A 20,324-nucleotide genomic window follows, 5' to 3' on the forward strand; every position below is an offset into this window, starting at 1 on the left:
CTGCTCAAACGGCTTCCCATCGCGCATGACGGTCTGCGCCCGCTGGATGAGGCGATCTCCACCGCCGGGGGTGTTTCCTTTGACGCTGTGGATCAGGGGCTGATGCTGCGCGCTGTGCCGGGTGTTTTCGTTGCAGGCGAAATACTCGATTGGGAAGCCCCCACGGGGGGCTACCTTCTGACGGCCTGTCTGGCTACGGGCCGTTGGGCAGGTGCGCATGCGGCAGAATGGGCCGCAGCGCGCTAGGAAGCGGGCGGTGTCTTCGATTGCGCGGCCTTGAACGCAGGCCGGTCGCGGAGCGATTTCGCCCAGCGGAAAAGCTTGTCCTCGATCCGCGGGAATCCCGCCCCGATCGACCAGTTGATGCAATGCACCGCCAGAATATCCGGCACCGTAAGCTGCGACCCCATCAGGAACGGCCCGTCCAGCCGATTGGAAAGCGTGGCCGCCGCACGGGAAAACTCGGTCTTCAACCCCTGAAGGGCAGGTGTCAGGCGTTCTTCTTCCGGCAAGACGAAGCTGTGTTTAGTGAAAGACCAGAGGATCGCATCCATTTCGTCGATCAGCCAAAGTGTCATCGCATCCTGTCTGGCGCGTTCCACTGTGCCTGCCGGAGCGGTCAGCCGGCCGTGCTTATCCGCAAGGTAGGTCATGATCGCGACCGAATCCGTGAGGATCGTATCGCCCTCCTGCAAGGCGGGAATCTTGCCGGATGGATTGTAACGCCTGGCCTCGTCCGACCGGGGGGCGGCGGGCACATGGGTGTAATCTTCGCCCAGTTCTTCAAGCATCCACATGACGCGGAATGAACGGGTGCGGGTCGCTCCTATGACAGTATACATCGGGTCCTTTCCGGCTCAGCGGCCCTTGGCGCCATACATGGCGATTCGAATGAAAACACGTTCCACCAGCGCCAGCGCGGGCGCGCGCTGCCCGGCGGATCGCAGGGTAAGATCGGTGTCGGTGAGCATGGAGAGCGCAGTTTCGAGCTTCTGCGGCCCCCAGTCGCGCGCCTGACGCTGAACCCGGTCCCGGTCGCGCACGCCGAAGAGCGGCGCGCCGGGGCTGGCGGATACACGGTAGAGCGTGCGGAAATGCCGGATCGCAAAGATCATCAGGGTCACCGGGTTCACGCCCTGCGCCTGCAACCGCGCCATGAGGGGGCCTATCTCTCCCGTACGGTGTTCCGCCACGACATTCAGGATGTCGTCCACCTCGGCTTCGGTCGAGTTGGGCGCGCAGGCGGCCACATCAGCGGCAGTCAGTGGCGTTTCATCCTGCCATTTGTAGAGCGCGATCTTTTCCAGCAACTGACGAAAGTCGCCGGGATCGAGGATGCGGGCAAAGTCGCTCAGTTGCGCCATCGCCTCGCCTTCGGGCTTCAGCCCGGCCTCGGCCAGTCGGCGCTCGATTTCCGCCCGGTCGGGGGGCGTGTCGTAAATGGCGGCGGCATAGGCTGTCCCGTGGGACTGGAAGGCCTTGAGTATCTTGGATGTTTTCTTCAGATCGCCCGCTGTCACCACGATTTGCGCGTCCCCCGGCAGCCAAGCGCCCAAGGCATCGATCACGATCTGGGCGATAGTGTCGTTGGCGTCTTCCACCAGCACCGCGCGGGGGCCGGGGAAAAAGCCGGTGGCCTTGATCGCGTCCAGCAGAAAGGGCGCGTCCCTGCGCAGGTCGGCCCCCACGATGCGCGCAAGGCGCATTTCTTCTTCCGCGTTCTTTCCAAGAAGCGCAGAAAGATATTCCTGCCGCTTCAGGGCCACCCGCATTGCATCGCTGCCGTAGATCAGGATGCCGGTCTTCTCTGGGTCCGGTCGCCGGAACAGCGCATTCGCGTCGCGCGGCGACAGCTTCATGAAGACAGGTCGGCCGCGTAGAGCCGCGTCACGATCTGGTCGGCCAGAATCACCATCAGGCGTTTCTGCGCGTCCTGCTCGGCGGCGAGTGTCGCGACGGTGGTGCCGGTCGTGGAATAGCCAGTGAAGTTTTCGACCCGGCCGGTGACCACCGCACGCCCGTCGGAAAGATCCCGCAGAACGTAATCCACCGCACCGATCAGGTCATAGCGCTTGATATTGCCGGTGGTATCGATGTTCAGCCCTTCTTCGGTGACAATCGTCGTGAGCGCCAAGCCATAGGAAGGTGACCGCGCCCGACCCAGCCGGGTTTCCAACTCGCGGGTCAGGATATAGTCGAACCTGTTTTCCGGGTCGTCCACCAACACGCGGTTCTGCAGCGCCATGCCATTGCCGCCCGGTCCGTAGACCGGCTGAAATCCGCAGGCCGCAAGGGCCAGCGGCAAGAGCAATATGGCGCGACGATCAAGCAACGACATTCACGATCCGCCCGGGCACGACGATGACTTTTTTCGGGGCCGCGCCATCCAGCGTTCGGATGACCGCCTCATGTCCCAGTGCGAGCGCTTCGACCTCATCCTTGGGCATATCGGCGCGAACCTTGATTTCCGCGCGGCGCTTGCCGTTGATCTGTATCGGCATGGTGACCGTATCGTCCACCAGCATCGCTTCGTCCGCCACGGGCCAGGGCGCGGTGGCGATAAGCCCCTCGCCGCCCTGCATCGCCCAGATGTCCTCGGCCAGATGCGGCGTCATGGGCGCCATGAGCTGTGCCAGCGTCATGATCGCCTCCCGCTGGGAATCCTGCCCCGCCTGCGACTTCTGCAGCGTCGCGGTAAAAGCGTAAAGCTTGGCGATGGCCGCATTGAAGCCGAAGGATTCGACCCCCACCGTGACATCGTGGATTGTCTTGTGCATCGCGCGCATCAGGTCTTCGTCGCCGGTGCCTTGGGCGTTCTCCTCCATCCCGGCAATCCGGTCGGAGATGTTCCAGACCCGCGACAGGTGCTTGTAGGCCGCTTCCGCCCCGCTCGCCGTCCATTCGACATCCCGTTCGGGCGGGGAATCGGACAGGACGAACCAGCGCGCCGTATCTGCCCCGAACCGGTCGATGATGCCCAGCGGATCGACCACGTTCTTCTTCGATTTCGACATCTTCGCCGAAGGAATGATCTGCACTTCCGTCCCGTCGGCCAGTTTTCCGTCGGTCACCTCCTCCGGCAGGTGATAGACCGGGCGGCCCCGTTCGTCTGTCGTCTGGTATATTTCATGGGTGACCATGCCCTGCGTGAAGAGCGCGTCGAAAGGTTCGACCGCAGAGGCGGGCAGATGCCCGGTGATATGCATGGCGCGGGCGAAGAAGCGCGCGTAGAGCAGGTGCAGGATCGCATGTTCGATCCCGCCGATATACTGGTCCACGTTCATCCAGTACTCGGCATCTTCCAACCGCGTCGGCGTCTCCGCATGGGGCGCGGTAAAGCGCGCGTAGTACCACGAGGAATCGACGAAAGTGTCCATCGTGTCGGTTTCACGGCGGGCCGCCGCCCCGCAGGCAGGGCATTCGGTATCGCGCCATGTGGGGTGCCGGTCCAGCGGGTTGCCCGGCACGTCCAGCGTAACGTCATAGGGCAGTTCTATCGGCAGGTTCTCTTTCTTTTCCGGCACGACGCCGCAGGCGTCACAGTGGACGACCGGAATGGGGCAGCCCCAGTACCGTTGCCGCGACAAGCCCCAGTCGCGCAGGCGGTACTTCGTCACGCCCTGTCCGACACCGTTTTCCTCGCAGAAGGCGATGGCCGCATCGATCGCCTTTTCGCCGGTTTGATGGGTATCGCCCGCGAAACCGCGGATATAGAATACCTTCTCTGTCTTGGGGGGGACATAGGCTTCGTCCAGCCGGTCCGCATGGTCCTCGTCCGGCAGAAAGACCGGGGGAATCGGCAAGCCGTATTTCGTGGCAAAATCGAAATCGCGCTGATCATGCGCGGGGCAGCCGAAAATGGCGCCGGTGCCGTAATCCATCAGAATGAAGTTGGCGATATAGACAGGCAGTTCCTGTGCGGTGTCGAATGGATGGCGAACCCGGATGCCGGTATCGCGGCCCAGCTTCTCGGCTGTTTCGATGGCTTCTTCCGTTGTGCCGCCCTTGCGGCATTCCGCGACAAACGCCGCGACTTCGGGGTCTTCACGCTCCAACGCGCGGGCGAGCGGATGGTCGGGCGAAATGCCGACGAAGGATGCGCCGAGCAAAGTATCCGGGCGGGTGGTATAGACTTCGATCCTGTCGAACCCCTCGGGGGCATCGAGGGTCGAAAAGGCGAACTGCAGGCCGCGGGACCGCCCGATCCAGTTCGACTGCATGAGCTTGACCTTCGCAGGCCAATTATCGAGCGTATCGAGCGCCTCCAACAGCTCTTCGGAATGGTCGGAGATCTTGAAGAACCATTGCGTCAGTTCGCGCCGTTCCACCAGCGCGCCAGAACGCCAGCCGCGTCCGTTTTCGACCTGCTCGTTTGCAAGCACCGTCATGTCCACCGGGTCCCAGTTCACCACCGCATTCTTGCGATAGACCAGTCCCGCTTCGAGGAAATCGAGGAAAAGGGCCTGTTGCTGACCATAATATTCCGGGTCGCAGGTGGCGAATTCGCGGCTCCAGTCGATCGAGAGGCCCAATGGTTTCATCTGGGCGCGCATGTCGGCGATGTTGCCATAGGTCCAGTCACGCGGATGCCCGCCCGTCGCCATCGCGGCATTTTCGGCGGGCATTCCGAAGGCGTCCCAGCCCATGGGGTGCAGCACGTTGTGGCCTGTGGCGATCTTGTGGCGCGCCACCACGTCCCCCATGGTATAGTTGCGCACATGGCCCATATGGATGCGCCCCGAGGGGTAGGGGAACATCTCGAGCACGTAGTATTTCGGTTTGTCGGCGGAGCGGACGGCCTTGAAGATGTCGTCCTTTTCCCAGGCAGCCTGCCAGCGGGATTCAATCTTGGAAGGGGTATAGCGGGGCATGTACGGACCTCGGAGCGATGTAGAACGCCGGGGCCCGGAAATCACGTGGCCCGGCGCATCTGAAAGCGGGAGCGGGCGGCTTCAGAGCCGGTTGTCGGCGATGCGCAATTCGCGGGCACGGCTGAGAATGGCATCCTCCACCGCGCGCTGGGTGGCCTTGCTGACCGGCTGCCCGCCATTGGTCTGAAGCGCAAGGTTGAGCGATCTTGCATCCAGCGCGGGATCGTCGATTAGCACGGTGGCGCGATAAGGCCGCCCGCCGCCCGGCGGCACGCCGTATCCCGTCACGATAACACCTGTGAAAGGATCCACGGACTGGACCGGCATGAAATCGAGAACCTCGAGAGCAGCGGACCAGAGATACCTGTTCACCGAGACCCGGGTTTCGGGTGCGTTATTACTGAAGAGCGACCAGATCGTGTTTTCCGGGTTGGATTCCACATAACTGGGATTGTTGGGGTTGTTGTATTGCGCCGGCCGTTCCGTTGCAGGAGAGCCGAAGCTGCGCAGGGCGCCGCAGGCGCTCAAAGCCCCCATCGCTGTCAAGACGATGGCGATCCTGCCTATGGATGGACGCGACATGCCAATTCCCTTTGCCTGTTCGCGGTCAGGTCTACCCAAGGCGGAAGGGCGCGGCAAGGTCTATGTCCGCGCGCGGGGAGGCGCCGGCTTCGGCGGATCGATGCCAACTCGGGCGGGTATCAGGCAAATGTGTGGCAAAGCTGCACCAATGAACGTGGCAATGAAATGGGGGGTTTCACTGTTCTTGCCAACATGAGGCGGAAGGATGCAAACACCCTGCATACCCTTACCGGATTCCCCGGTCTGGGCATGTGAATTCAAACCGAGGGAAAACTCATGAAAAAAGTTCTCTTCGCTTCAACAGCTCTGGTTGCGACCGCGGGCGTTGCAGCAGCAGAAGTCGACTTCAGCGGTTACGGCCGCTTCGGTGTTCTGTACAACGAAAACGCGACCGGCCAGGATGAAACAAACATCACCAGCCGTTTCCGCCTGCAGATCGACGCGACAGCCGAGTCTGATATGGGCGTCACCTTCGGTGCACGTGCACGTATCCAGCAGAACAACACTGACAAGAACTTCACAGTTTCCCCCGGTACTGCTCCGGGTACTGTGAACGTTGCAGGCGGTAACGCGTCTGGCACCGGCATCAACGGCGTCCGCTTCTTCGCCCGTTCCGGTGGCTTCGAAGTCGGCGTTGGCAACATCTACGGTGCTCTGGAATTCATGCCCGGCATGTACCCGATCGACCTTGGTCTGACCGGTCTGGCCTATGAATACACCGCCTACAACTTCCGTGGCGACGCGTACTCCTCCGGTGGTGCTGGTGCAGCTGGTCAGAACGGCCTGGAAGTCCTGTACTCCTTCGGTGACTTCTCCATGCACGTGTCCGCATCCGACGTGAACGACCGCGTTGCAGCGCACTTCGCATACACATGGAACGGCTGGACTCTGGCAGTTGCTGGTCAGGACTCCAACTCGGCAGCCGACACTGACTTCGCTGTGTCCGCTGGCGGTTCGCTCGGCTTCGCCGACCTGACACTGGCCTATGCAGACAACGGCACAGGCGGTAACCGCACTGTTCTGACCGGTCGTTTTGACGTTGGCGCAGCGACAAACATCGAAGTCTACGTTGCAAGCAACGACGCAAACGGCAACGCCGGTGCGGTTGATGACGAATCTTACGGTATCGACTTCAACCACGACCTGGGCGGTGGCACATCGCTCCGCGGTGGTGTTGCATCGCGTTTCAATGACAACGTGATTGCCGACCTCGGTGTTCGCTTCAACTTCTAAGTTGAACGACATCTGACGAATTGGGGCAGGCCTTCGGGTCTGCCCCTTTTCTTTTGGCGGGGCGCGATGTTACCTCCGATCCCGAAAGGGGAGTTTCCATGAGCTTGCAGGACATTCGCGACCGGATCGCAAAGGCCGAGGAATCCGCTGGGCGCGATTCCGGCTCTGTCGAGTTGATCGCGGTAAGCAAGGTGCAGCCCAACCCGCGTATCGAGGCGGTGCTGGAGGAAGGTCACCGAACTTTCGGTGAGAACCGCGTGCAGGAAGCGCAGGGCAAATGGCCCGCTTTCAAAGAGACCTACAGCGGGATCGAACTTCATCTGATAGGCCCGCTCCAGACCAACAAGGCGCGGGCTGCGGTGGAACTGTTCGATGCCATCCATTCCGTGGACCGTCCCAAGCTGGCCCGCCAACTGGCGAACCTCGCGCAGGAGCGGGGAGCATCCCCGCAGCTCTTCGTTCAGGTCAATACGGGGGAGGAGGATCAGAAGGCCGGGGTCCTGCCTGCCGATGCCGATGATTTCATCGCCGAATGCAAGGCGATGGATTTGACGATTGCGGGGTTGATGTGCATCCCGCCTGCGGCAGAAGAACCCTCCCTCCATTTTGCGCTGTTGGCGAAGATCGCTGAACGCAACGGGCTTGCCGGGATGTCCATGGGCATGAGCAGTGATTTCGAACGGGCCATCGCGTTGGGGGCGACCCATGTGCGGGTAGGCTCGGCCATATTTGGTGAACGCGTGAAAGGCTGATACGTTAGCCTCGTTCGCGAACGATCAGTCGGCTCCGCGGCGTCAGCCGTGCCGCAATACTGTGCAGATCGGACCGTTTGAGCGCGACACAGCCTTCTGTCGGATATCCGGGTCGCCGCCACTGATGGATGAAAATGGCGGACCCTTTCCCGGCGCGCGCGACGGGCCAGTTCCAGTCGGTCACAAGTATAAGATCATAGAGAGGATCGGCGCGATACATCCGCTCATGGCTGCCGTCGAACGGTGCGGTTACCGCGTGATTGTAAGCCGCCTTTGCCGGATCGTCGCACCACAGATCCCGCGGCCCGATGGGTACCGCCCAACTGACCGGAGGCGACAGCCGGTCGGGGCGGTAGTACATGCCGACGATATGATGGGTTCCGACCGGGGTCGCACCGTCGCCTTCCTGCTTGTCGCGCCGGATACCGCCCTTGCCGATGACGCAAGGGTAGACCCTTCCGCCGAAGCGCAGCCCGGTGGGGGTGAGCAGCAGATCTTCGACTGTCACAGCAGGTGCCCTGATTTCTCGGCCTTGGTGGCGAGGTAATCGCGATTGTGCCGGTTTTCCCCAACCGCGAGCGGTACGCGTTCGCTCACCTCGACGCCGCTGGCGCGCATCATGTCCACCTTTCGGGGATTGTTCGTCAGCAGACGTACCGCGCTGAAACCCATGGACTTCAAAATGTCCGCGCCGAGCCGGAAATCCCGTTCATCATCCTCGAAGCCGAGCCTGTGGTTCGCCTCGACCGTATCGAATCCCTGATCCTGCAGCGAATAGGCGCGCATCTTGTTCGCCAGTCCGATCCCGCGCCCTTCCTGATTGAGGTAGAGCAGAACGCCATTTCCTTCCTCACCCATTTGCGCCAGCGCGGCCCGAAGCTGGGGGCCGCAGTCGCATTTGAGGCTGCCCATCAGGTCGCCGGTAAAACAGGCCGAATGAAGCCGCGCCAGCACGGGGCGGGCGCGGTCCGGGCGCCCGATTTCGACGGCGTAATGTTCTTCCCCGCCGTCTTCGGGCCGGAACACATGCAAGCGGCCCGCTTCGGATACTTCCATCGGCAGACGTGCGTTCACTACCGGGTGCAGCAGGCTGCGCTGGCTCAGATGGGGCAGGATTTCCGCAAGGCTCAACCGGGTGAGGCTTTCCGCATCCGGCAGGCGTTGCTCAGGCTCCAGCCTGAGGATGAGCGCCGCGGGCAGCAGGCGCGCGGATTTGATGAGTTGCAGCGCCGCGCGATGCAGGCTGGCGTCACCCTCGCGGAAGGTCTGGAACGGCCCTTTCAAGGGCGCGCGCAGGTCATCGGAAGGATCGGCAATGCTCTGCACCCAGGCCGGGGTCGCGTCAGCCGGCAGGGCGATCCGCGCCACGTCGCCATCGTAGGCCCGCGCCTTCAGCGTCGCGGCACGGCGCCCCGTCACGGCGAGGACAGGTTGACCCCCCAGAGCCAGAACCGCTGCAAGGCGTTTGCCTGCGAGCGTTTCCGCAGCCAGCACAAGATAGGGGGTCCCGTCATCTATGATGAGCGGCACGCCCATGCGCAGGTCGGCGCGCGCGCGTGCAAGCTGTTCTGTTGTATCTGGCGCGAGGCTCATGGCGCGTAATATCTCCGCTGGACATTGGCCCTATCTAGGCCAAGGTGACATGAAATGAAACAATCCCCCCTCAAACGCACACGAGACCGTGAGGTTTGAACACGAAACCTTGTTGGGTTCGTGTCTAACGTACATTTCACGAGTAATCGAACGGAGGTATGCGATGACGCAGCTCAAGAAGATTCTGTTGGTGGACGATGATGACGATCTGCGCGAGGCGCTGAGCGAGCAGTTGATCATGACCGAAGATTTCGACGTCTTCGACGCATCCAGCGGGGCAGAGGCGATGGACCGCACCCGCGAAGCGCTCTTTGATCTCGTGATCCTGGATGTCGGGCTCCCCGATACGGACGGGCGGGAGCTTTGCCGCCGGATGCGTAAGCAGGGTGTCAAAAGCCCGATTCTGATGCTCACCGGGCATGACAGTGATGCCGATACGATCCTCGGGCTGGATGCCGGTGCCAATGATTACGTCACCAAGCCCTTCAAGTTTCCTGTCCTGCTGGCGCGAATACGCGCGCAGCTGCGCCAGCATGAACAATCGGAGGATGCGGTTTTCCAGTTGGGGCCGTACACCTTCAAGCCCTCGATGAAGATGCTCACCACGGAGGATGACAGGAAAGTCCGTCTGACCGAGAAAGAGACCAATATCCTGAAGTTCCTCTATCGCAGCGAGGACGCCGTCGTCCCGCGGGACGTACTGCTGCACGAGGTCTGGGGCTACAACGCCGGTGTCACGACACACACACTGGAGACGCATATCTACCGCTTGCGTCAGAAGATTGAACCCGATCCCTCGAACGCCCGGCTGCTCGTTACGGAATCGGGCGGATACCGCCTGATGAGCTGATCCGCGATTTAATCGGGAACCATGCGCTGTCAGGCGGCGTTTGGGCTTTTGAGAGGCGGGGTTTTCATGACCCGCCACTCGGTTTGAACCCGTTTATGCGTCCGGGCAATGGCGCATACCTCCCTGTTGGACTGGCCGGGCTTTATGCCCGGCCTTTTTTTTGCCTGATAGTCCCCGGCAGACAGTACAGGCGCCCTGCATTTCGCATGGCAGCCGCTTTGCCCGCGCGTTAGGGTGCCCACCGAAGCCAACCAGCCGGAGCAGCCGATGTCCTTCAGCCTTGCCACGTGGAACATCAATTCAGTCCGCCTGCGCGCGCCTCTGGTGCTGCGCTTGCTGGAAGAACATGGGCCGGACGTGCTCTGCCTCCAGGAATGCAAGAGCCCGGTGGACAAGATCCCCTTCGAGGCGTTCCGTGAAGCGGGCTACAACTACATGGTCGCCCGCGGGCAGAAGGGATACAACGGCGTGGCGATCCTGTCCAAGATCCCGCTGGAAGACGCCGGTGATCAGGATTTCGCCACACTGGGCCACGCCCGGCATGTGGTCGCGAAGCTCGAAAACGGGGTCACGATCCACAATTTCTACGTCCCCGCAGGCGGCGATAAGCCGGATCGGGAGATCAACGAGAAGTTCGGCCAGAAGCTCGACTACCTCACCGACATGCGGGACTGGTTCCACAAGGAAAAGCCCGAAAAATCCATCCTCGTGGGGGATCTGAACATCGCCCCGCGCGAGGATGACGTGTGGGACCACAAGAAACTTCTCAAAGTGGTCAGCCACACCCCGGTGGAAGTCGAGGCACTGGGCGTGATGCAGGACGCCGGCGGCTGGGTGGACATCACCCGGCAGGACATGCCTACGGGCAATCTCTATAGCTGGTGGTCCTATCGTTCGCCCGATTGGGATGCCGCGGACAAGGGCCGCCGGCTGGATCACATCTGGGCCACGTCCGACATCGCGGCGGCCGGCCATTCGAGCCACATTCAACGTGTTGTCCGGGGGTGGGAACAGCCCAGCGACCATGCCCCCGTCTTCGCGAGTTTTGACCTTTGATAATTGGCGTTACGTCCTCATATAAGGGCAAACGCGACCAGCGAGGAATTTGAGACCATGGAACTGAACCTGTCACCTGCACCCGACGCCGATCTGATCAAGGACGGCTCCGAAGCTACCTTCATGACCGATGTCGTCGAAGCATCCCAGACCACGCCTGTTATCGTCGATTTCTGGGCACCATGGTGCGGCCCCTGCAAGACGCTTGGCCCGATGCTCGAAGACGCCGTGCGCGCCGCCAAGGGCGCGGTCAAGATGGTCAAGGTCAACGTGGACGAAGCGCAGCAGATCGCTGGGCAGCTTCAGATTCAGTCGATCCCCACCGTCTATGCCTTCTATAAGGGCCAGCCGGTGGACGGATTTCAGGGCGCGCTGCCCCAGTCGGAACTGAAGGCCTTTGTGGATCGCGTGGTCAAGGCCGGGGGTGGGGAAGCCCCCGGCGATGCGCTGGCCGATGCGGTCGAAGCCGCTGAGGACATGCTGGCGAACGGTGCGGCGGCGGATGCAGCCCAGACATTCGCCGCCATTCTGGGCGAAGACGACAAGCACGCAGGCGCCTATGGCGGTCTGGTGCGGGCCTATATCGCTATGGACGATCTGGAACAGGCGGAGGCTTTCCTGAACGGCGCACCCATCGAGATTTCGAAAGCGCCTGAACTCGAAGCAGCCTATGCCCAGTTGCAGCTTGCGCGGCAAGCCGCGAACGCCGGGCCGGTGGCCGAGCTGACCGCGAAGGTCGAAGCCGAGCCGGACAATCATCAGGCGCGTTTCGATCTGGCGCAGGCGCTCTATGCCAACGGCGATGCCGGGGGGGCGGTGGATCATCTGCTGGAATTGTTCCGCAAGGACCGTGACTGGAACGACGGCGCGGCCAAGACCCAGCTTTTCACCATTTTCGATGCCCTGAAACCCAATGATCCCGTGGTTCTGAACGGGCGGCGCAAGCTGTCTTCGATGATATTTGTCTGAGGTGGGGCGCGCACTAGGTTACGCCTCATGATCAAACAATCAGAACTGCCGGACACGATCGCGATCTTCCCTCTGGCAGGAGCCCTCCTTTTGCCCCGCTCGCGGCTGCCGCTGCATATTTTCGAGCCGCGGTACCTGCAAATGGTTGAGGATGCACTGAAAACGCCCGGGCGGCTGATCGGAATGATCCAGCCGAACGAGGTTCCGGGGCGGAACGGGCCGGGGCTTCACACGATCGGCTGTGCAGGGCGCATCACCCAGTTCTCGGAAACCGAGGACGGTCGCTACATGATCACGCTGGGCGGGGTGTCGCGTTTTCGGGTGCAGAAGGAAATCGAAGGCTTCTGCCCCTATCGCCGCTGCGAAGTAAGCTGGGAGGGATTCGACCGCGATCTGGGCAACGATGAAGAGGACCAGCAATTCCACCGGTCGGAATTCCTGACTCTGCTGAGCCGCTATTTCGATACGCGCGGCTTGTCCGCCGACTGGGACACGCTGAAGGAAGCCGATGACGAGTTGCTTATCAATTCGCTGTCCATGATGCTGGATTTCGATGCCGAGGATAAGCAGGCCCTGCTGGAAGCTCCATCGCTGCAGACCCGTCGTGAAACACTGGTGACGCTGATCGAATATTCCATGAGAGGCGGACAGGAAGGGGAGTTGATCCAATGAGCGATACAGAGGTGAAGATCGACCGCCGGATGCTTGAAGCGCTGGTTTGCCCGCGCACACAAACGAGCCTTTCCTATGATGCCGAACGGCAGGAACTGATCTCTGCCGCCGCGAATTTGGCCTATCCCATCCGCAATGGCATCCCCGTGATGCTGGTGGACGAAGCCCGCGTTCTGGACTGACTGCCCCAGCAGTATTTCAGAGCGGTCGCCCCCGCATGAGATGGGGCAGTTCCCCCGTCAGCCCCGCTGCTTCCCTGATGAAGCCGCGGCGCACCCCGGGCAGCGCATTGATCGCGGCCATGCCTGCGTCCCGTGCGAGGCGGATCAAGGGGTTATCGTTTGAAAACAACCTGTTGAAAGTATCCGTCGCGAGCGCCAGCGTCGCGTTGTCGAACCGGCGCCACTCCTGATAGCGGTTCAGCACCACTCGCGCCCCGATGTCTTCGCCACGTCTTGCGGCCTCAGCGATGACCTGTGCCAGCGCCGCCAGGTCCCGCAGCCCGGCGTTGAGACCCTGGCCCGCAATCGGATGCACCCCATGCGCCGCGTCGCCCACCAGCGCCACCCGGTCCGACACCATTTCCATCGCCAACGACAGGCCGAGCGGATAGGTGTACCGCTCCCCCGCCAGCGAAATTTCACCGAGGTGGTCGCCGAAGCGCGGACGCAGGACCTCCATATAGTCAGCTTCGGGAAGGGCGTTGATCTTTTCGGCTGTCGCGGCGGCTTCGCTCCATACGATGGAGGAACGGTTGCCGGTGAGCGGCAGGATCGCCAGAGGCCCCGGCGGCATGAAGAACTGATGCGCCACACCTTCATGCGGGCGGTCATGTTCGATCGCACAGACCAGCGCCGTCTGGTTGTAGCTCCAGCCGATGCGGCGGATGGCAGCGCGCCGTGCCGTGCCGGATGCGCGGCCATCGGCCCCCACGGCCAACCCTGCGCGCAGGGTTTCGCCCGATGCTAGGGTCAGGTTGATACCGGTCGCGTCAGGCTGCTGCGCGACGACCGTATTGCCCCTGCGCAAGGTGATCTGCGGCTCTTCTTCGACCGCGCGCATCAGCGCCGGGCGCAAACGGCGGTCCTCCACCATGTGGCCCATGGGGCCTTCCTCGATCTCCGCGTGATCGAAATGCATGAAGAAGGGCGAGGGGCCTTCGCCCGCGCGGCCGTCTGTCACCCGGATTTCCAGTATCGGCTGGGCTTGCTCCTCGATCTCGGGCCATACATCCAGCGCCTGCAACAGCCGGGTGGAGGCGAGCGCCAGCGCATAGGCGCGCCCGTCGAAACTGGCGCCCCCGGTAACTGGCTGTGGCGCCGCGTCGATCAGCGTCACGTCCTGGCCCGCCTGAACCAGCGCTAGGGCAAGCGCCGGCCCGTTGAGCCCGCCGCCGATGATCGCGATATCGGTATCCTTGGTCATGCGGTTTGATATGGGCGCGGGGTAGGGATTGTCCATGCACGGTGTGCCCGTTACCGTCCGCCGGAAGCAGGAGGAAAGAGCACATGCAGAAATGGCTGGCGATGACCGCGGTTGAGTTGGGCAAAGGCATCGATAACCGGGAAATCGACCCGGTGACTCTGTGCGAGACATTTCTGGACGCAATCGATGCGCACCCGCACCGCGACCGTATTTATGCACGTGTCACGCCGGGGCGGGCCATCGCCGAAGCCACGGCAGCCGCAGCACGGGCCGATAAGGGGCATCGCCTCTCACCGCTCGACGGTGTGCCGATCAGTTGGAAAGATCTCTTTGACACTGCAGGCATAGGAACGGAGGCGGGATCGAAGCTGCTGGAAGGAAATGTGCCCGACCGGGATGCTACCGTACTTGCGAACGCGACGGCGATGGGCCTTGTCTGTCTCGGCAAGACGCATATGAGCGAGCTGGCGTTTTCCGGTCTTGGCCATAACCCCAGCACCGCGAGCCCGCCCTGCGTCAACGACGAAGAGGCGGTGTCCGGCGGGTCGTCTTCCGGTGCTGCCGCCTCGGTCGCCTTCGGGCTGGCGGCGGCTGCGATCGGCTCTGATACCGGGGGATCGGTCCGCACACCCGCTGCATGGAACGACCTTGTGGGGCTCAAGACGACTTCGGGTCGCCTGCCGATGGAAGGCGTCGTGCCGCTGGCGCCGAAGTTCGACACCATTGGCCCCCTCTGCCGAAGCGTTGCCGATGCCGCCGAGTTGCTGGCCGCAATGGAGGGGCGCGCGCCTGCGGACATCGCCGCCGCTTTCGTGGACGGGCGCCGCTTCGCGGTATTGGAAACCTCTGCCTTCGATGACATCGACGAAGCGCCCCGCAGCGCCTTCGATACGGCGGTTTCCATAATGGAGGAAGCGGGCGCGCAGATCGAGAGAATCGCGTTCCCCGCCCTCGAAGACGTCATGCCGCTGAGCGGTTGCCTCTATACCTCGGAAGCCTACGGCATTTGGCGGGACGAGATAGAGGCAAACCCCGATGCGATGTTCAGCGAGATTCTGGAACGCTTTCGGCTGGGTCAGAAGTTTTCCGCCCCCGACTATGTCGCCGCATGGGCGAAGGTTGATGCGGTACGGGGAGAATATCTCCGTGCGACCGCGCGCTTTGACGGCGTGCTCGTCCCGACCGTGCCGATTCTGCCGCCGAAGCTGGATGAATTGAAAGCCGATCATGACTTCTATGTTGCGCAGAACCTCGCTTCCCTCCGGAATACGAGGATCGGCAATCTCATGGGTTTGGCGGCCATTACTCTTCCAACCGGAACGCCGTCCTGCGGGATCACGATCATGTGCTCGCCTTTCCATGAGGAACAGGCATTGCGCCATGCAGCGGGGATCGAAGAAGCCTTGGCCGAAGGTCGTTCCTGACCTGACCCAAAAGACACAACCGCACTTAGGCCTGTGTCTTTTTCTGGACGCCGGAGAGGCGCTTGGGTACTTTGGGGCAAACGGGGCGACAACGATCCCGGTCCTGAGGCAGTTTAATGATGTTTCCTGAGCGGTTTTCGAACCTTCCGGCCCATGTGTGGCCGCGTCTTCGTGCGTTGTTGGACGCGCACGAAGGGGGTGGGCCTGCCGTACACATGACCATCGGGGAACCGAAGCACGCCTTTCCGGAATGGGTCGTCGATGAAATCACCCGCAATGCGGCGGGATTCAACAGTTACCCGCCGAACGAAGGCTCGCCCGAATTGCGGCAGGCCATCACGAGCTGGATCGCGCGCCGCTACGGTGTGGGGCTTGATGCAGATACGCAGGTCATGGCGCTGAACGGCACGCGTGAAGGGCTCTACAACGTGGTGATGGCGCTTTGCCCTGAAACCAAGGGCGGCGCACGGCCTGCGGTTCTGATGCCGAATCCGCTTTACCCGGTATACATGATCGCCGCCATTTCCGGCGACGCGGAGCCGGTGCTCGTCCCCGCCACGGCGGAAAACGGACATCTCCCCGATTACGCCTCGGTGGGGGAGGATGTTTTGCGACGTACCGCTGCGGTCTACGTCTGCTCCCCTGCGAATCCGCAGGGCGCGGTGGCGTCGCGCGCCTATTGGAACGCGCTGTTCGATCTGGCGGAAAGGTACGATTTCCGCGTTTTCGCCGATGAATGCTACTCGGAGATCTACCGCGACGAGCCGCCGGTGGGGGCACTGCAGATCGCGGCGGAGCGGGGTTTGGACCTCAACCGGGTGGCGATATTTCATTCGCTGAGCAAACGGTCGAACCTGCCGGGGCTGCGGTCGGGCTTCGTGGCCAGCGGTGCCGATACGATGTGCGAGATTAGGCAGTTGCGTGCCTATGCAGGCGCGCCGCTGCCCCTGCCACTGCAACAGGCCGCCGCCGCGGTCTGGGCGGATGAGGCCCACGTCGAAGAGAACCGGGCGCTCTACGTCGAAAAGTACCGTATCGCGGACCGCATTCTGGGCAATGTTCCGGGCTACACCAGCCCCGAAGCGGGCTTTTTCCTTTGGCTCCCGGTCGAGGACGGCGAAGCGGCGGCACTGAAGCTCTGGCGGGAAACCGGCGTTCGGGTATTGCCCGGCGCCTATCTGGCAGCGGACGTGAACGGGCAGAACCCCGGCAAGACATACATCAGGGTCGCACTGGTGGCCCCAAAGGACGAAACGACACGCGGATTGGAAGCGATCCGTGACTGTCTGTATTCGACATGAGACGAGGGAAGCGAGCAATGGCATATCAGACACGCGGGCGGGATCCTCTGGTGGACAGCAACATGGCCGAGGCCATTGAGAAGCGGGGCAAGGAACTGCTCGGCCTCGGGCTTATCGCGCTGGGGATCATGGCGGCGATGATGATCGGCAGCTACACGCCCGACGATCCGAACTGGATGGTCAGCACCGACGCCGCCGTGCAGAACTGGATGGGGCGCATGGGTGCATCGCTCGCCGCGCCGCTGTTCATGATCGTGGGGTGGGGATCCTGGGGGATTGCTGCCGTCCTGTTGTTCTGGGGCGGGCGCTTTGCCCTCCACCGCGGAGAAGAGCGCGCCGTAGGCCGCCTGATCTTTGCGCCGATCGCCGTTGCATTGGGGTCGATCTATGCAGCAACGCTCACTCCTGATGCGGAATGGCTCAATACCCACAGCTTCGGGCTGGGGGGGCTGTTCGGCGATACCGTGATGGGGGCGATCCTGACGATGCTGCCCATCGGGTCGACCTTCACGGTCAAGCTGATGTCGCTGGTGATGGCGGTCTCCATCGTCGCACTCGGTGCCTTCGTGCTGGGGTTCACCCGGGCCGAACTGATGCGCATCGTCCGCTTCCTGATGGTCGGCACGATCATGGCCTATGCTTCGGCGATGAACATGGCGGGCCGGGGGGCTTCCGGCGCGGTACAGATGGCGCAGGGCATTCAGCAACGACAGGCACAGCGCCGCGAAGAGGCGCGGCTCGCCGCGGAGGAGGAGGCCGCCTATGCCGCTTCCCTGCCCAAGCTGCGGATGCCATCGATGAAGGGCGATCAGCGCCAAGAAGAAGACTGGAATCTGGACGAGGAGCCGAAGGGCAGCCTGCTGTCGCGTATGCCCGGCCTTATAAAACGCCCCGAAGCCATGCCGGAGCCGGAGCTTGTGGAGCCGGAACAGCATGTGGTGATCGACGAACCCCCCGGCGAGGACCGTATCAAGAGCAAGATTGCCGACGTCATCAAGAGCCGTGTCCGCAGCACCACCGCGCTGCATACGCCGCAGACCGCCCCGTTGACGCGGGGCAGGGGGCGGGGGCCGGATCCGCTGCTGCTCGACACCACGTCGCGTGCCGCGCGTCTGCGGCCCGAACCGCCCCTGACCGGCGGGTCGCGCGCCGGTGGACGAGTCGAACCCACACTTCAGGCGCCTGCCGCCCCTGCGTCCGATGGGACGCTTTTCGGCATGGGAGGCATCAGCCATTCCTTTGCGGTGGACGATCAGGTGGTCGAGGACTTCGGCCTGCCGCTGGAAGAGCCCGCGCCGCGCGCGCAACCTGCCATCCCCACGGCGGAGCCGCGCAAGCTAGTGATGCAACCCTCCCGCAAGCCGGTTCCGGCGAGCGAGCAGGCCAAGGCTGAGGCCCAGCCCGCCCTGACCTTCGAAGAGACCCATCCCGGTTTCGAACTGCCCCCGCTCAACCTGCTGGAAAACCCCGATACGGTGGAGCGGCTGCACCTCAGCGACGAAGCGCTGGAAGAAAATGCCCGGATGCTCGAAACCGTGCTGGACGACTACGGCGTGAAGGGCGAAATCGTCGCCGTCCGGCCCGGCCCGGTCGTGACGATGTACGAACTCGAACCCGCCCCGGGCCTCAAGGCGAGCCGCGTGATCGGGCTTGCGGATGATATCGCACGGTCCATGGCGGCGCTGTCGGCACGGGTTTCCACCGTGCCAGGGCGCAGCGTCATCGGTATCGAATTGCCGAATGAGAATCGCGAAAAGGTCGTTCTGCGCGAAATTCTCGCCAGCCGCGAATTTGGTGACGGCAACCACCGTCTCTCGCTGGCGCTGGGCAAGGATATCGGCGGTGATCCCGTGGTGGCCAACCTTGCGAAGATGCCGCATTTGCTGATCGCCGGTACCACCGGTTCGGGCAAGTCGGTGGCCATCAACACCATGATCCTGTCGCTGCTCTATAAGCTGACGCCGGAAGAATGCCGGATGATCATGATTGATCCGAAGATGCTGGAACTCAGCGTTTACGATGGCATACCCCACCTCCTGTCGCCCGTTGTGACGGACCCCAAGAAGGCGGTCGTCGCGCTCAAATGGGTCGTGGGCGAGATGGAGGAACGCTATCGCAAGATGTCCAAGATGGGCGTGCGCAATATCGAAGGCTACAACGGTCGCGTGCGCGAGGCACTGGCAAAGGGTGAAATGTTCAACCGCACGGTGCAGACCGGGTTCGATGACGAAACCGGCGAACCGGTCTTTGAGACGGACGAATTCCAGCCAGAGGCGCTGCCCTATATCGTCGTCATCGTGGACGAGATGGCCGACCTGATGATGGTCGCGGGCAAGGAAATCGAAGCCTGCATTCAGCGCCTCGCCCAGATGGCCCGTGCAAGCGGCATCCACCTCATCATGGCCACGCAGCGCCCGTCGGTCGATGTGATCACCGGTACGATCAAGGCGAATTTCCCGACGCGGATCTCGTTCCAGGTTACGTCGAAGATCGACAGCCGCACGATCCTTGGGGAAATGGGCGCCGAACAGCTGCTGGGCATGGGCGACATGCTCTATATGGCGGGGGGCGCGAAGATCACCCGCTGCCATGGGCCCTTCGTCTCCGACGAGGAAGTCGAGGAGATCGTCAATCACCTCAAGCAGTTCGGTGAGCCGGACTATGTGGGCGGCGTCGTCGAAGGCCCCTCCGAGGATGCGGAAAGCAAAATCGACGCGGTGCTGGGCCTCGGCGGCAATACCGATGGCGAAGACGCGCTTTACGATCAGGCGGTGCAGGTGGTCATCAAGGACCGCAAATGTTCCACTTCCTACATCCAGCGCAAGCTGGCGATCGGCTACAACAAGGCGGCGCGTCTGGTCGAGCAGATGGAGGACGAGGGGCTGGTTTCTTCCGCGAACCACGTGGGCAAGCGCGAGATACTGGTGCCCGAACAGGCCTAGGGATCAGATAGGCGCGGAACAACTGCACAGACCGCGTGTTGGCCTTTGAGGAGGCTGACACGATGGCGGATAAAAAGAAAGATTTGAGCGACATCCTGGATACCCTTCAGGACCTGTCAGAAGACAACGGCGATGTGAGTGTAGGTGACGTCGTCGAGAGCCTTGGCACCCGCAGCATCGGGCCGCTGATCACGCTGCCCGCCCTGCTGGTGCTGACTCCATTGGGCGGAATACCCAGCGTGCCGACGCTGATGGCAGTGATCGTCGCGCTTTTCGCCGTTCAGATCGTTATGCAGCGCAATCATTTGTGGCTACCCGATGCCCTCGAACGGCGCAGCGTATCGAGCGACCGGGTCCGGAAATCGGTTGAAAAAATCCGCCCCGCCGCCCGCTGGATCGACAGGCATTTCGGCAATCGCCTGAAATCCCTCGTTGAACAGCCCGCCCCGGCGATTGCGGCGTGCATCGTGCTGCTTTTGTCGGCGCTCGTCCCCCCGTCAGAGGTGATCCCGTTTGCGGCAATGGTTCCGATGGGGGCGATCGCCCTGCTGGGTTTCGCGCTCACGCTGGAGGACGGGCTGCTCATGCTGCTGGGGCTCGGTACCGCCGCCGTGGGCATCATACTGGTATGGACGTGGATCTTCTAAGCAGATG

20 protein-coding genes are annotated in these 20,324 nt (G+C 62.5%); 12 read left to right on the forward strand and 8 right to left on the reverse strand.

What is annotated here, in order from left to right; translation table 11 throughout:
* Positions 1 to 246: NAD(P)/FAD-dependent oxidoreductase (locus A3764_RS19275; RefSeq protein ID WP_201722473.1), on the forward strand; the 246-nt coding region annotated here is incomplete at its 5' end.
* On the opposite strand, the gene A3764_RS19280 is transcribed toward A3764_RS19275, so the two are convergent.
* From A3764_RS19280 to A3764_RS19300, 5 genes are all read right to left on the reverse strand, one after another.
* Positions 243 to 842, reverse strand: coding sequence for a glutathione S-transferase family protein (locus A3764_RS19280; RefSeq protein WP_067919331.1), 600 nt, complete (start codon positions 840 to 842; stop codon positions 243 to 245). The genes A3764_RS19275 and A3764_RS19280 overlap by 4 nt on opposite strands.
* Before the next feature lie 15 nt (positions 843 to 857).
* The gene (gene holA / locus A3764_RS19285) at positions 858 to 1,859 is read right to left on the reverse strand and encodes a DNA polymerase III subunit delta (protein ID WP_067919333.1); all 1,002 of its coding nucleotides are present in this window, start codon (positions 1,857 to 1,859) and stop codon (positions 858 to 860) included.
* Complete coding sequence (lptE, locus tag A3764_RS19290; RefSeq protein ID WP_067919335.1) at positions 1,856 to 2,338, reverse strand: LPS assembly lipoprotein LptE; 483 nt, start codon at positions 2,336 to 2,338, stop codon at positions 1,856 to 1,858. The genes holA and lptE overlap by 4 nt, the downstream gene beginning before the upstream one ends.
* Positions 2,325 to 4,871: a leucine--tRNA ligase gene (gene leuS, locus A3764_RS19295; protein WP_067919337.1), complete on the reverse strand. Its 2,547-nt coding sequence runs from the start codon at positions 4,869 to 4,871 to the stop codon at positions 2,325 to 2,327. The genes lptE and leuS overlap by 14 nt, the downstream gene beginning before the upstream one ends.
* 81 nt (positions 4,872 to 4,952) lie before the next feature.
* Positions 4,953 to 5,453, reverse strand: a complete 501-nt coding sequence (locus tag A3764_RS19300; RefSeq protein ID WP_067919339.1) for a DUF3576 domain-containing protein — start codon at positions 5,451 to 5,453, stop codon at positions 4,953 to 4,955.
* Positions 5,454 to 5,729: 276 nt separating this feature from the next.
* On the opposite strand from A3764_RS19300, the gene A3764_RS19305 reads away from it, so the two are divergent.
* Positions 5,730 to 6,686, forward strand: a complete 957-nt coding sequence (locus A3764_RS19305; RefSeq protein ID WP_067919341.1) for a porin — start codon at positions 5,730 to 5,732, stop codon at positions 6,684 to 6,686.
* Positions 6,687 to 6,784: 98 nt separating this feature from the next.
* Positions 6,785 to 7,438, forward strand: coding sequence for a YggS family pyridoxal phosphate-dependent enzyme (locus A3764_RS19310; protein ID WP_067919343.1), 654 nt, complete (start codon positions 6,785 to 6,787; stop codon positions 7,436 to 7,438).
* A gap of 4 nt (positions 7,439 to 7,442) precedes the next feature.
* Here the strand turns inward: A3764_RS19310 and A3764_RS19315 are convergent, their stop codons facing one another.
* Together A3764_RS19315 and ribA are read right to left on the reverse strand one after the other, a co-directional pair.
* Positions 7,443 to 7,946, reverse strand: coding sequence for a L,D-transpeptidase family protein (locus tag A3764_RS19315; protein ID WP_067919345.1), 504 nt, complete (start codon positions 7,944 to 7,946; stop codon positions 7,443 to 7,445).
* Entirely contained in the window at positions 7,943 to 9,031 is a 1,089-nt protein-coding gene (gene ribA / locus A3764_RS19320; RefSeq protein WP_067919347.1) for a GTP cyclohydrolase II, read from the reverse strand. Before ribA ends, A3764_RS19315 begins: the two co-directional genes overlap by 4 nt.
* A 163-nt stretch (positions 9,032 to 9,194) precedes the next feature.
* On the opposite strand from ribA, the gene A3764_RS19325 reads away from it, so the two are divergent.
* From A3764_RS19325 to A3764_RS19345, 5 genes are all read left to right on the forward strand, one after another.
* Positions 9,195 to 9,881, forward strand: coding sequence for a response regulator transcription factor (locus tag A3764_RS19325; protein WP_067919350.1), 687 nt, complete (start codon positions 9,195 to 9,197; stop codon positions 9,879 to 9,881).
* Positions 9,882 to 10,148: 267 nt separating this feature from the next.
* The gene (locus tag A3764_RS19330; protein ID WP_067919351.1) at positions 10,149 to 10,937 is read left to right on the forward strand and encodes an exodeoxyribonuclease III; all 789 of its coding nucleotides are present in this window, start codon (positions 10,149 to 10,151) and stop codon (positions 10,935 to 10,937) included.
* Positions 10,938 to 10,994: 57 nt separating this feature from the next.
* On the forward strand, positions 10,995 to 11,906 hold the full coding sequence (gene trxA, locus A3764_RS19335; protein WP_067919353.1) for a thioredoxin: 912 nt from the start codon (positions 10,995 to 10,997) through the stop codon (positions 11,904 to 11,906).
* 27 nt (positions 11,907 to 11,933) lie between these two features.
* Entirely contained in the window at positions 11,934 to 12,578 is a 645-nt protein-coding gene (locus A3764_RS19340; RefSeq protein WP_067919355.1) for an LON peptidase substrate-binding domain-containing protein, read from the forward strand.
* Positions 12,575 to 12,760, forward strand: coding sequence for a Trm112 family protein (locus A3764_RS19345; RefSeq protein ID WP_067919356.1), 186 nt, complete (start codon positions 12,575 to 12,577; stop codon positions 12,758 to 12,760). The genes A3764_RS19340 and A3764_RS19345 overlap by 4 nt, the downstream gene beginning before the upstream one ends.
* A 16-nt stretch (positions 12,761 to 12,776) precedes the next feature.
* Here the strand turns inward: A3764_RS19345 and A3764_RS19350 are convergent, their stop codons facing one another.
* The gene (locus A3764_RS19350; RefSeq protein WP_067919449.1) at positions 12,777 to 14,003 is read right to left on the reverse strand and encodes an FAD-dependent oxidoreductase; all 1,227 of its coding nucleotides are present in this window, start codon (positions 14,001 to 14,003) and stop codon (positions 12,777 to 12,779) included.
* 83 nt (positions 14,004 to 14,086) lie between these two features.
* On the opposite strand from A3764_RS19350, the gene A3764_RS19355 reads away from it, so the two are divergent.
* From A3764_RS19355 to A3764_RS19370, 4 genes are all read left to right on the forward strand, one after another.
* Entirely contained in the window at positions 14,087 to 15,427 is a 1,341-nt protein-coding gene (locus tag A3764_RS19355; protein ID WP_067919358.1) for an amidase, read from the forward strand.
* Between the two features lie 119 nt (positions 15,428 to 15,546).
* Positions 15,547 to 16,728 (forward strand): aminotransferase class I/II-fold pyridoxal phosphate-dependent enzyme, encoded by a 1,182-nt coding sequence (locus A3764_RS19360; RefSeq protein WP_067919451.1) that lies wholly within the window; start codon positions 15,547 to 15,549, stop codon positions 16,726 to 16,728.
* Between the two features lie 17 nt (positions 16,729 to 16,745).
* Entirely contained in the window at positions 16,746 to 19,670 is a 2,925-nt protein-coding gene (locus A3764_RS19365) for a DNA translocase FtsK (protein WP_067919361.1), read from the forward strand.
* A gap of 83 nt (positions 19,671 to 19,753) precedes the next feature.
* Positions 19,754 to 20,317: an exopolysaccharide biosynthesis protein gene (locus tag A3764_RS19370; RefSeq protein WP_161487517.1), complete on the forward strand. Its 564-nt coding sequence runs from the start codon at positions 19,754 to 19,756 to the stop codon at positions 20,315 to 20,317.
* Positions 20,318 to 20,324 lie beyond the last annotated feature (7 nt).

The sequence above is a fragment of the Sulfitobacter sp. HI0129 genome, assembly GCF_001635395.1.
Classification (GTDB): Bacteria; Pseudomonadota; Alphaproteobacteria; order Rhodobacterales; family Rhodobacteraceae; genus Sulfitobacter.

Bases quoted from the DNA above. Each gene is read 5' to 3' on its own strand.
- A3764_RS19280 (WP_067919331.1), bottom strand. From the start codon at position 842: ATGTATACTGTCATAGGAGCGACCCGCACCCGTTCATTCCGCGTCATG.
- holA (WP_067919333.1), bottom strand. From the start codon at position 1,859: ATGAAGCTGTCGCCGCGCGACGCGAATGCGCTGTTCCGGCGACCGGAC.
- lptE (WP_067919335.1), bottom strand. From the start codon at position 2,338: ATGTCGTTGCTTGATCGTCGCGCCATATTGCTCTTGCCGCTGGCCCTT.
- leuS (WP_067919337.1), bottom strand. From the start codon at position 4,871: ATGCCCCGCTATACCCCTTCCAAGATTGAATCCCGCTGGCAGGCTGCC.
- A3764_RS19300 (WP_067919339.1), bottom strand. From the start codon at position 5,453: ATGTCGCGTCCATCCATAGGCAGGATCGCCATCGTCTTGACAGCGATG.
- A3764_RS19305 (WP_067919341.1), top strand. From the start codon at position 5,730: ATGAAAAAAGTTCTCTTCGCTTCAACAGCTCTGGTTGCGACCGCGGGC.
- A3764_RS19310 (WP_067919343.1), top strand. From the start codon at position 6,785: ATGAGCTTGCAGGACATTCGCGACCGGATCGCAAAGGCCGAGGAATCC.
- ribA (WP_067919347.1), bottom strand. From the start codon at position 9,031: ATGAGCCTCGCGCCAGATACAACAGAACAGCTTGCACGCGCGCGCGCC.
- A3764_RS19325 (WP_067919350.1), top strand. From the start codon at position 9,195: ATGACGCAGCTCAAGAAGATTCTGTTGGTGGACGATGATGACGATCTG.
- A3764_RS19330 (WP_067919351.1), top strand. From the start codon at position 10,149: ATGTCCTTCAGCCTTGCCACGTGGAACATCAATTCAGTCCGCCTGCGC.
- trxA (WP_067919353.1), top strand. From the start codon at position 10,995: ATGGAACTGAACCTGTCACCTGCACCCGACGCCGATCTGATCAAGGAC.
- A3764_RS19340 (WP_067919355.1), top strand. From the start codon at position 11,934: ATGATCAAACAATCAGAACTGCCGGACACGATCGCGATCTTCCCTCTG.
- A3764_RS19345 (WP_067919356.1), top strand. From the start codon at position 12,575: ATGAGCGATACAGAGGTGAAGATCGACCGCCGGATGCTTGAAGCGCTG.
- A3764_RS19350 (WP_067919449.1), bottom strand. From the start codon at position 14,003: ATGACCAAGGATACCGATATCGCGATCATCGGCGGCGGGCTCAACGGG.
- A3764_RS19355 (WP_067919358.1), top strand. From the start codon at position 14,087: ATGCAGAAATGGCTGGCGATGACCGCGGTTGAGTTGGGCAAAGGCATC.
- A3764_RS19360 (WP_067919451.1), top strand. From the start codon at position 15,547: ATGTTTCCTGAGCGGTTTTCGAACCTTCCGGCCCATGTGTGGCCGCGT.
- A3764_RS19365 (WP_067919361.1), top strand. From the start codon at position 16,746: ATGGCATATCAGACACGCGGGCGGGATCCTCTGGTGGACAGCAACATG.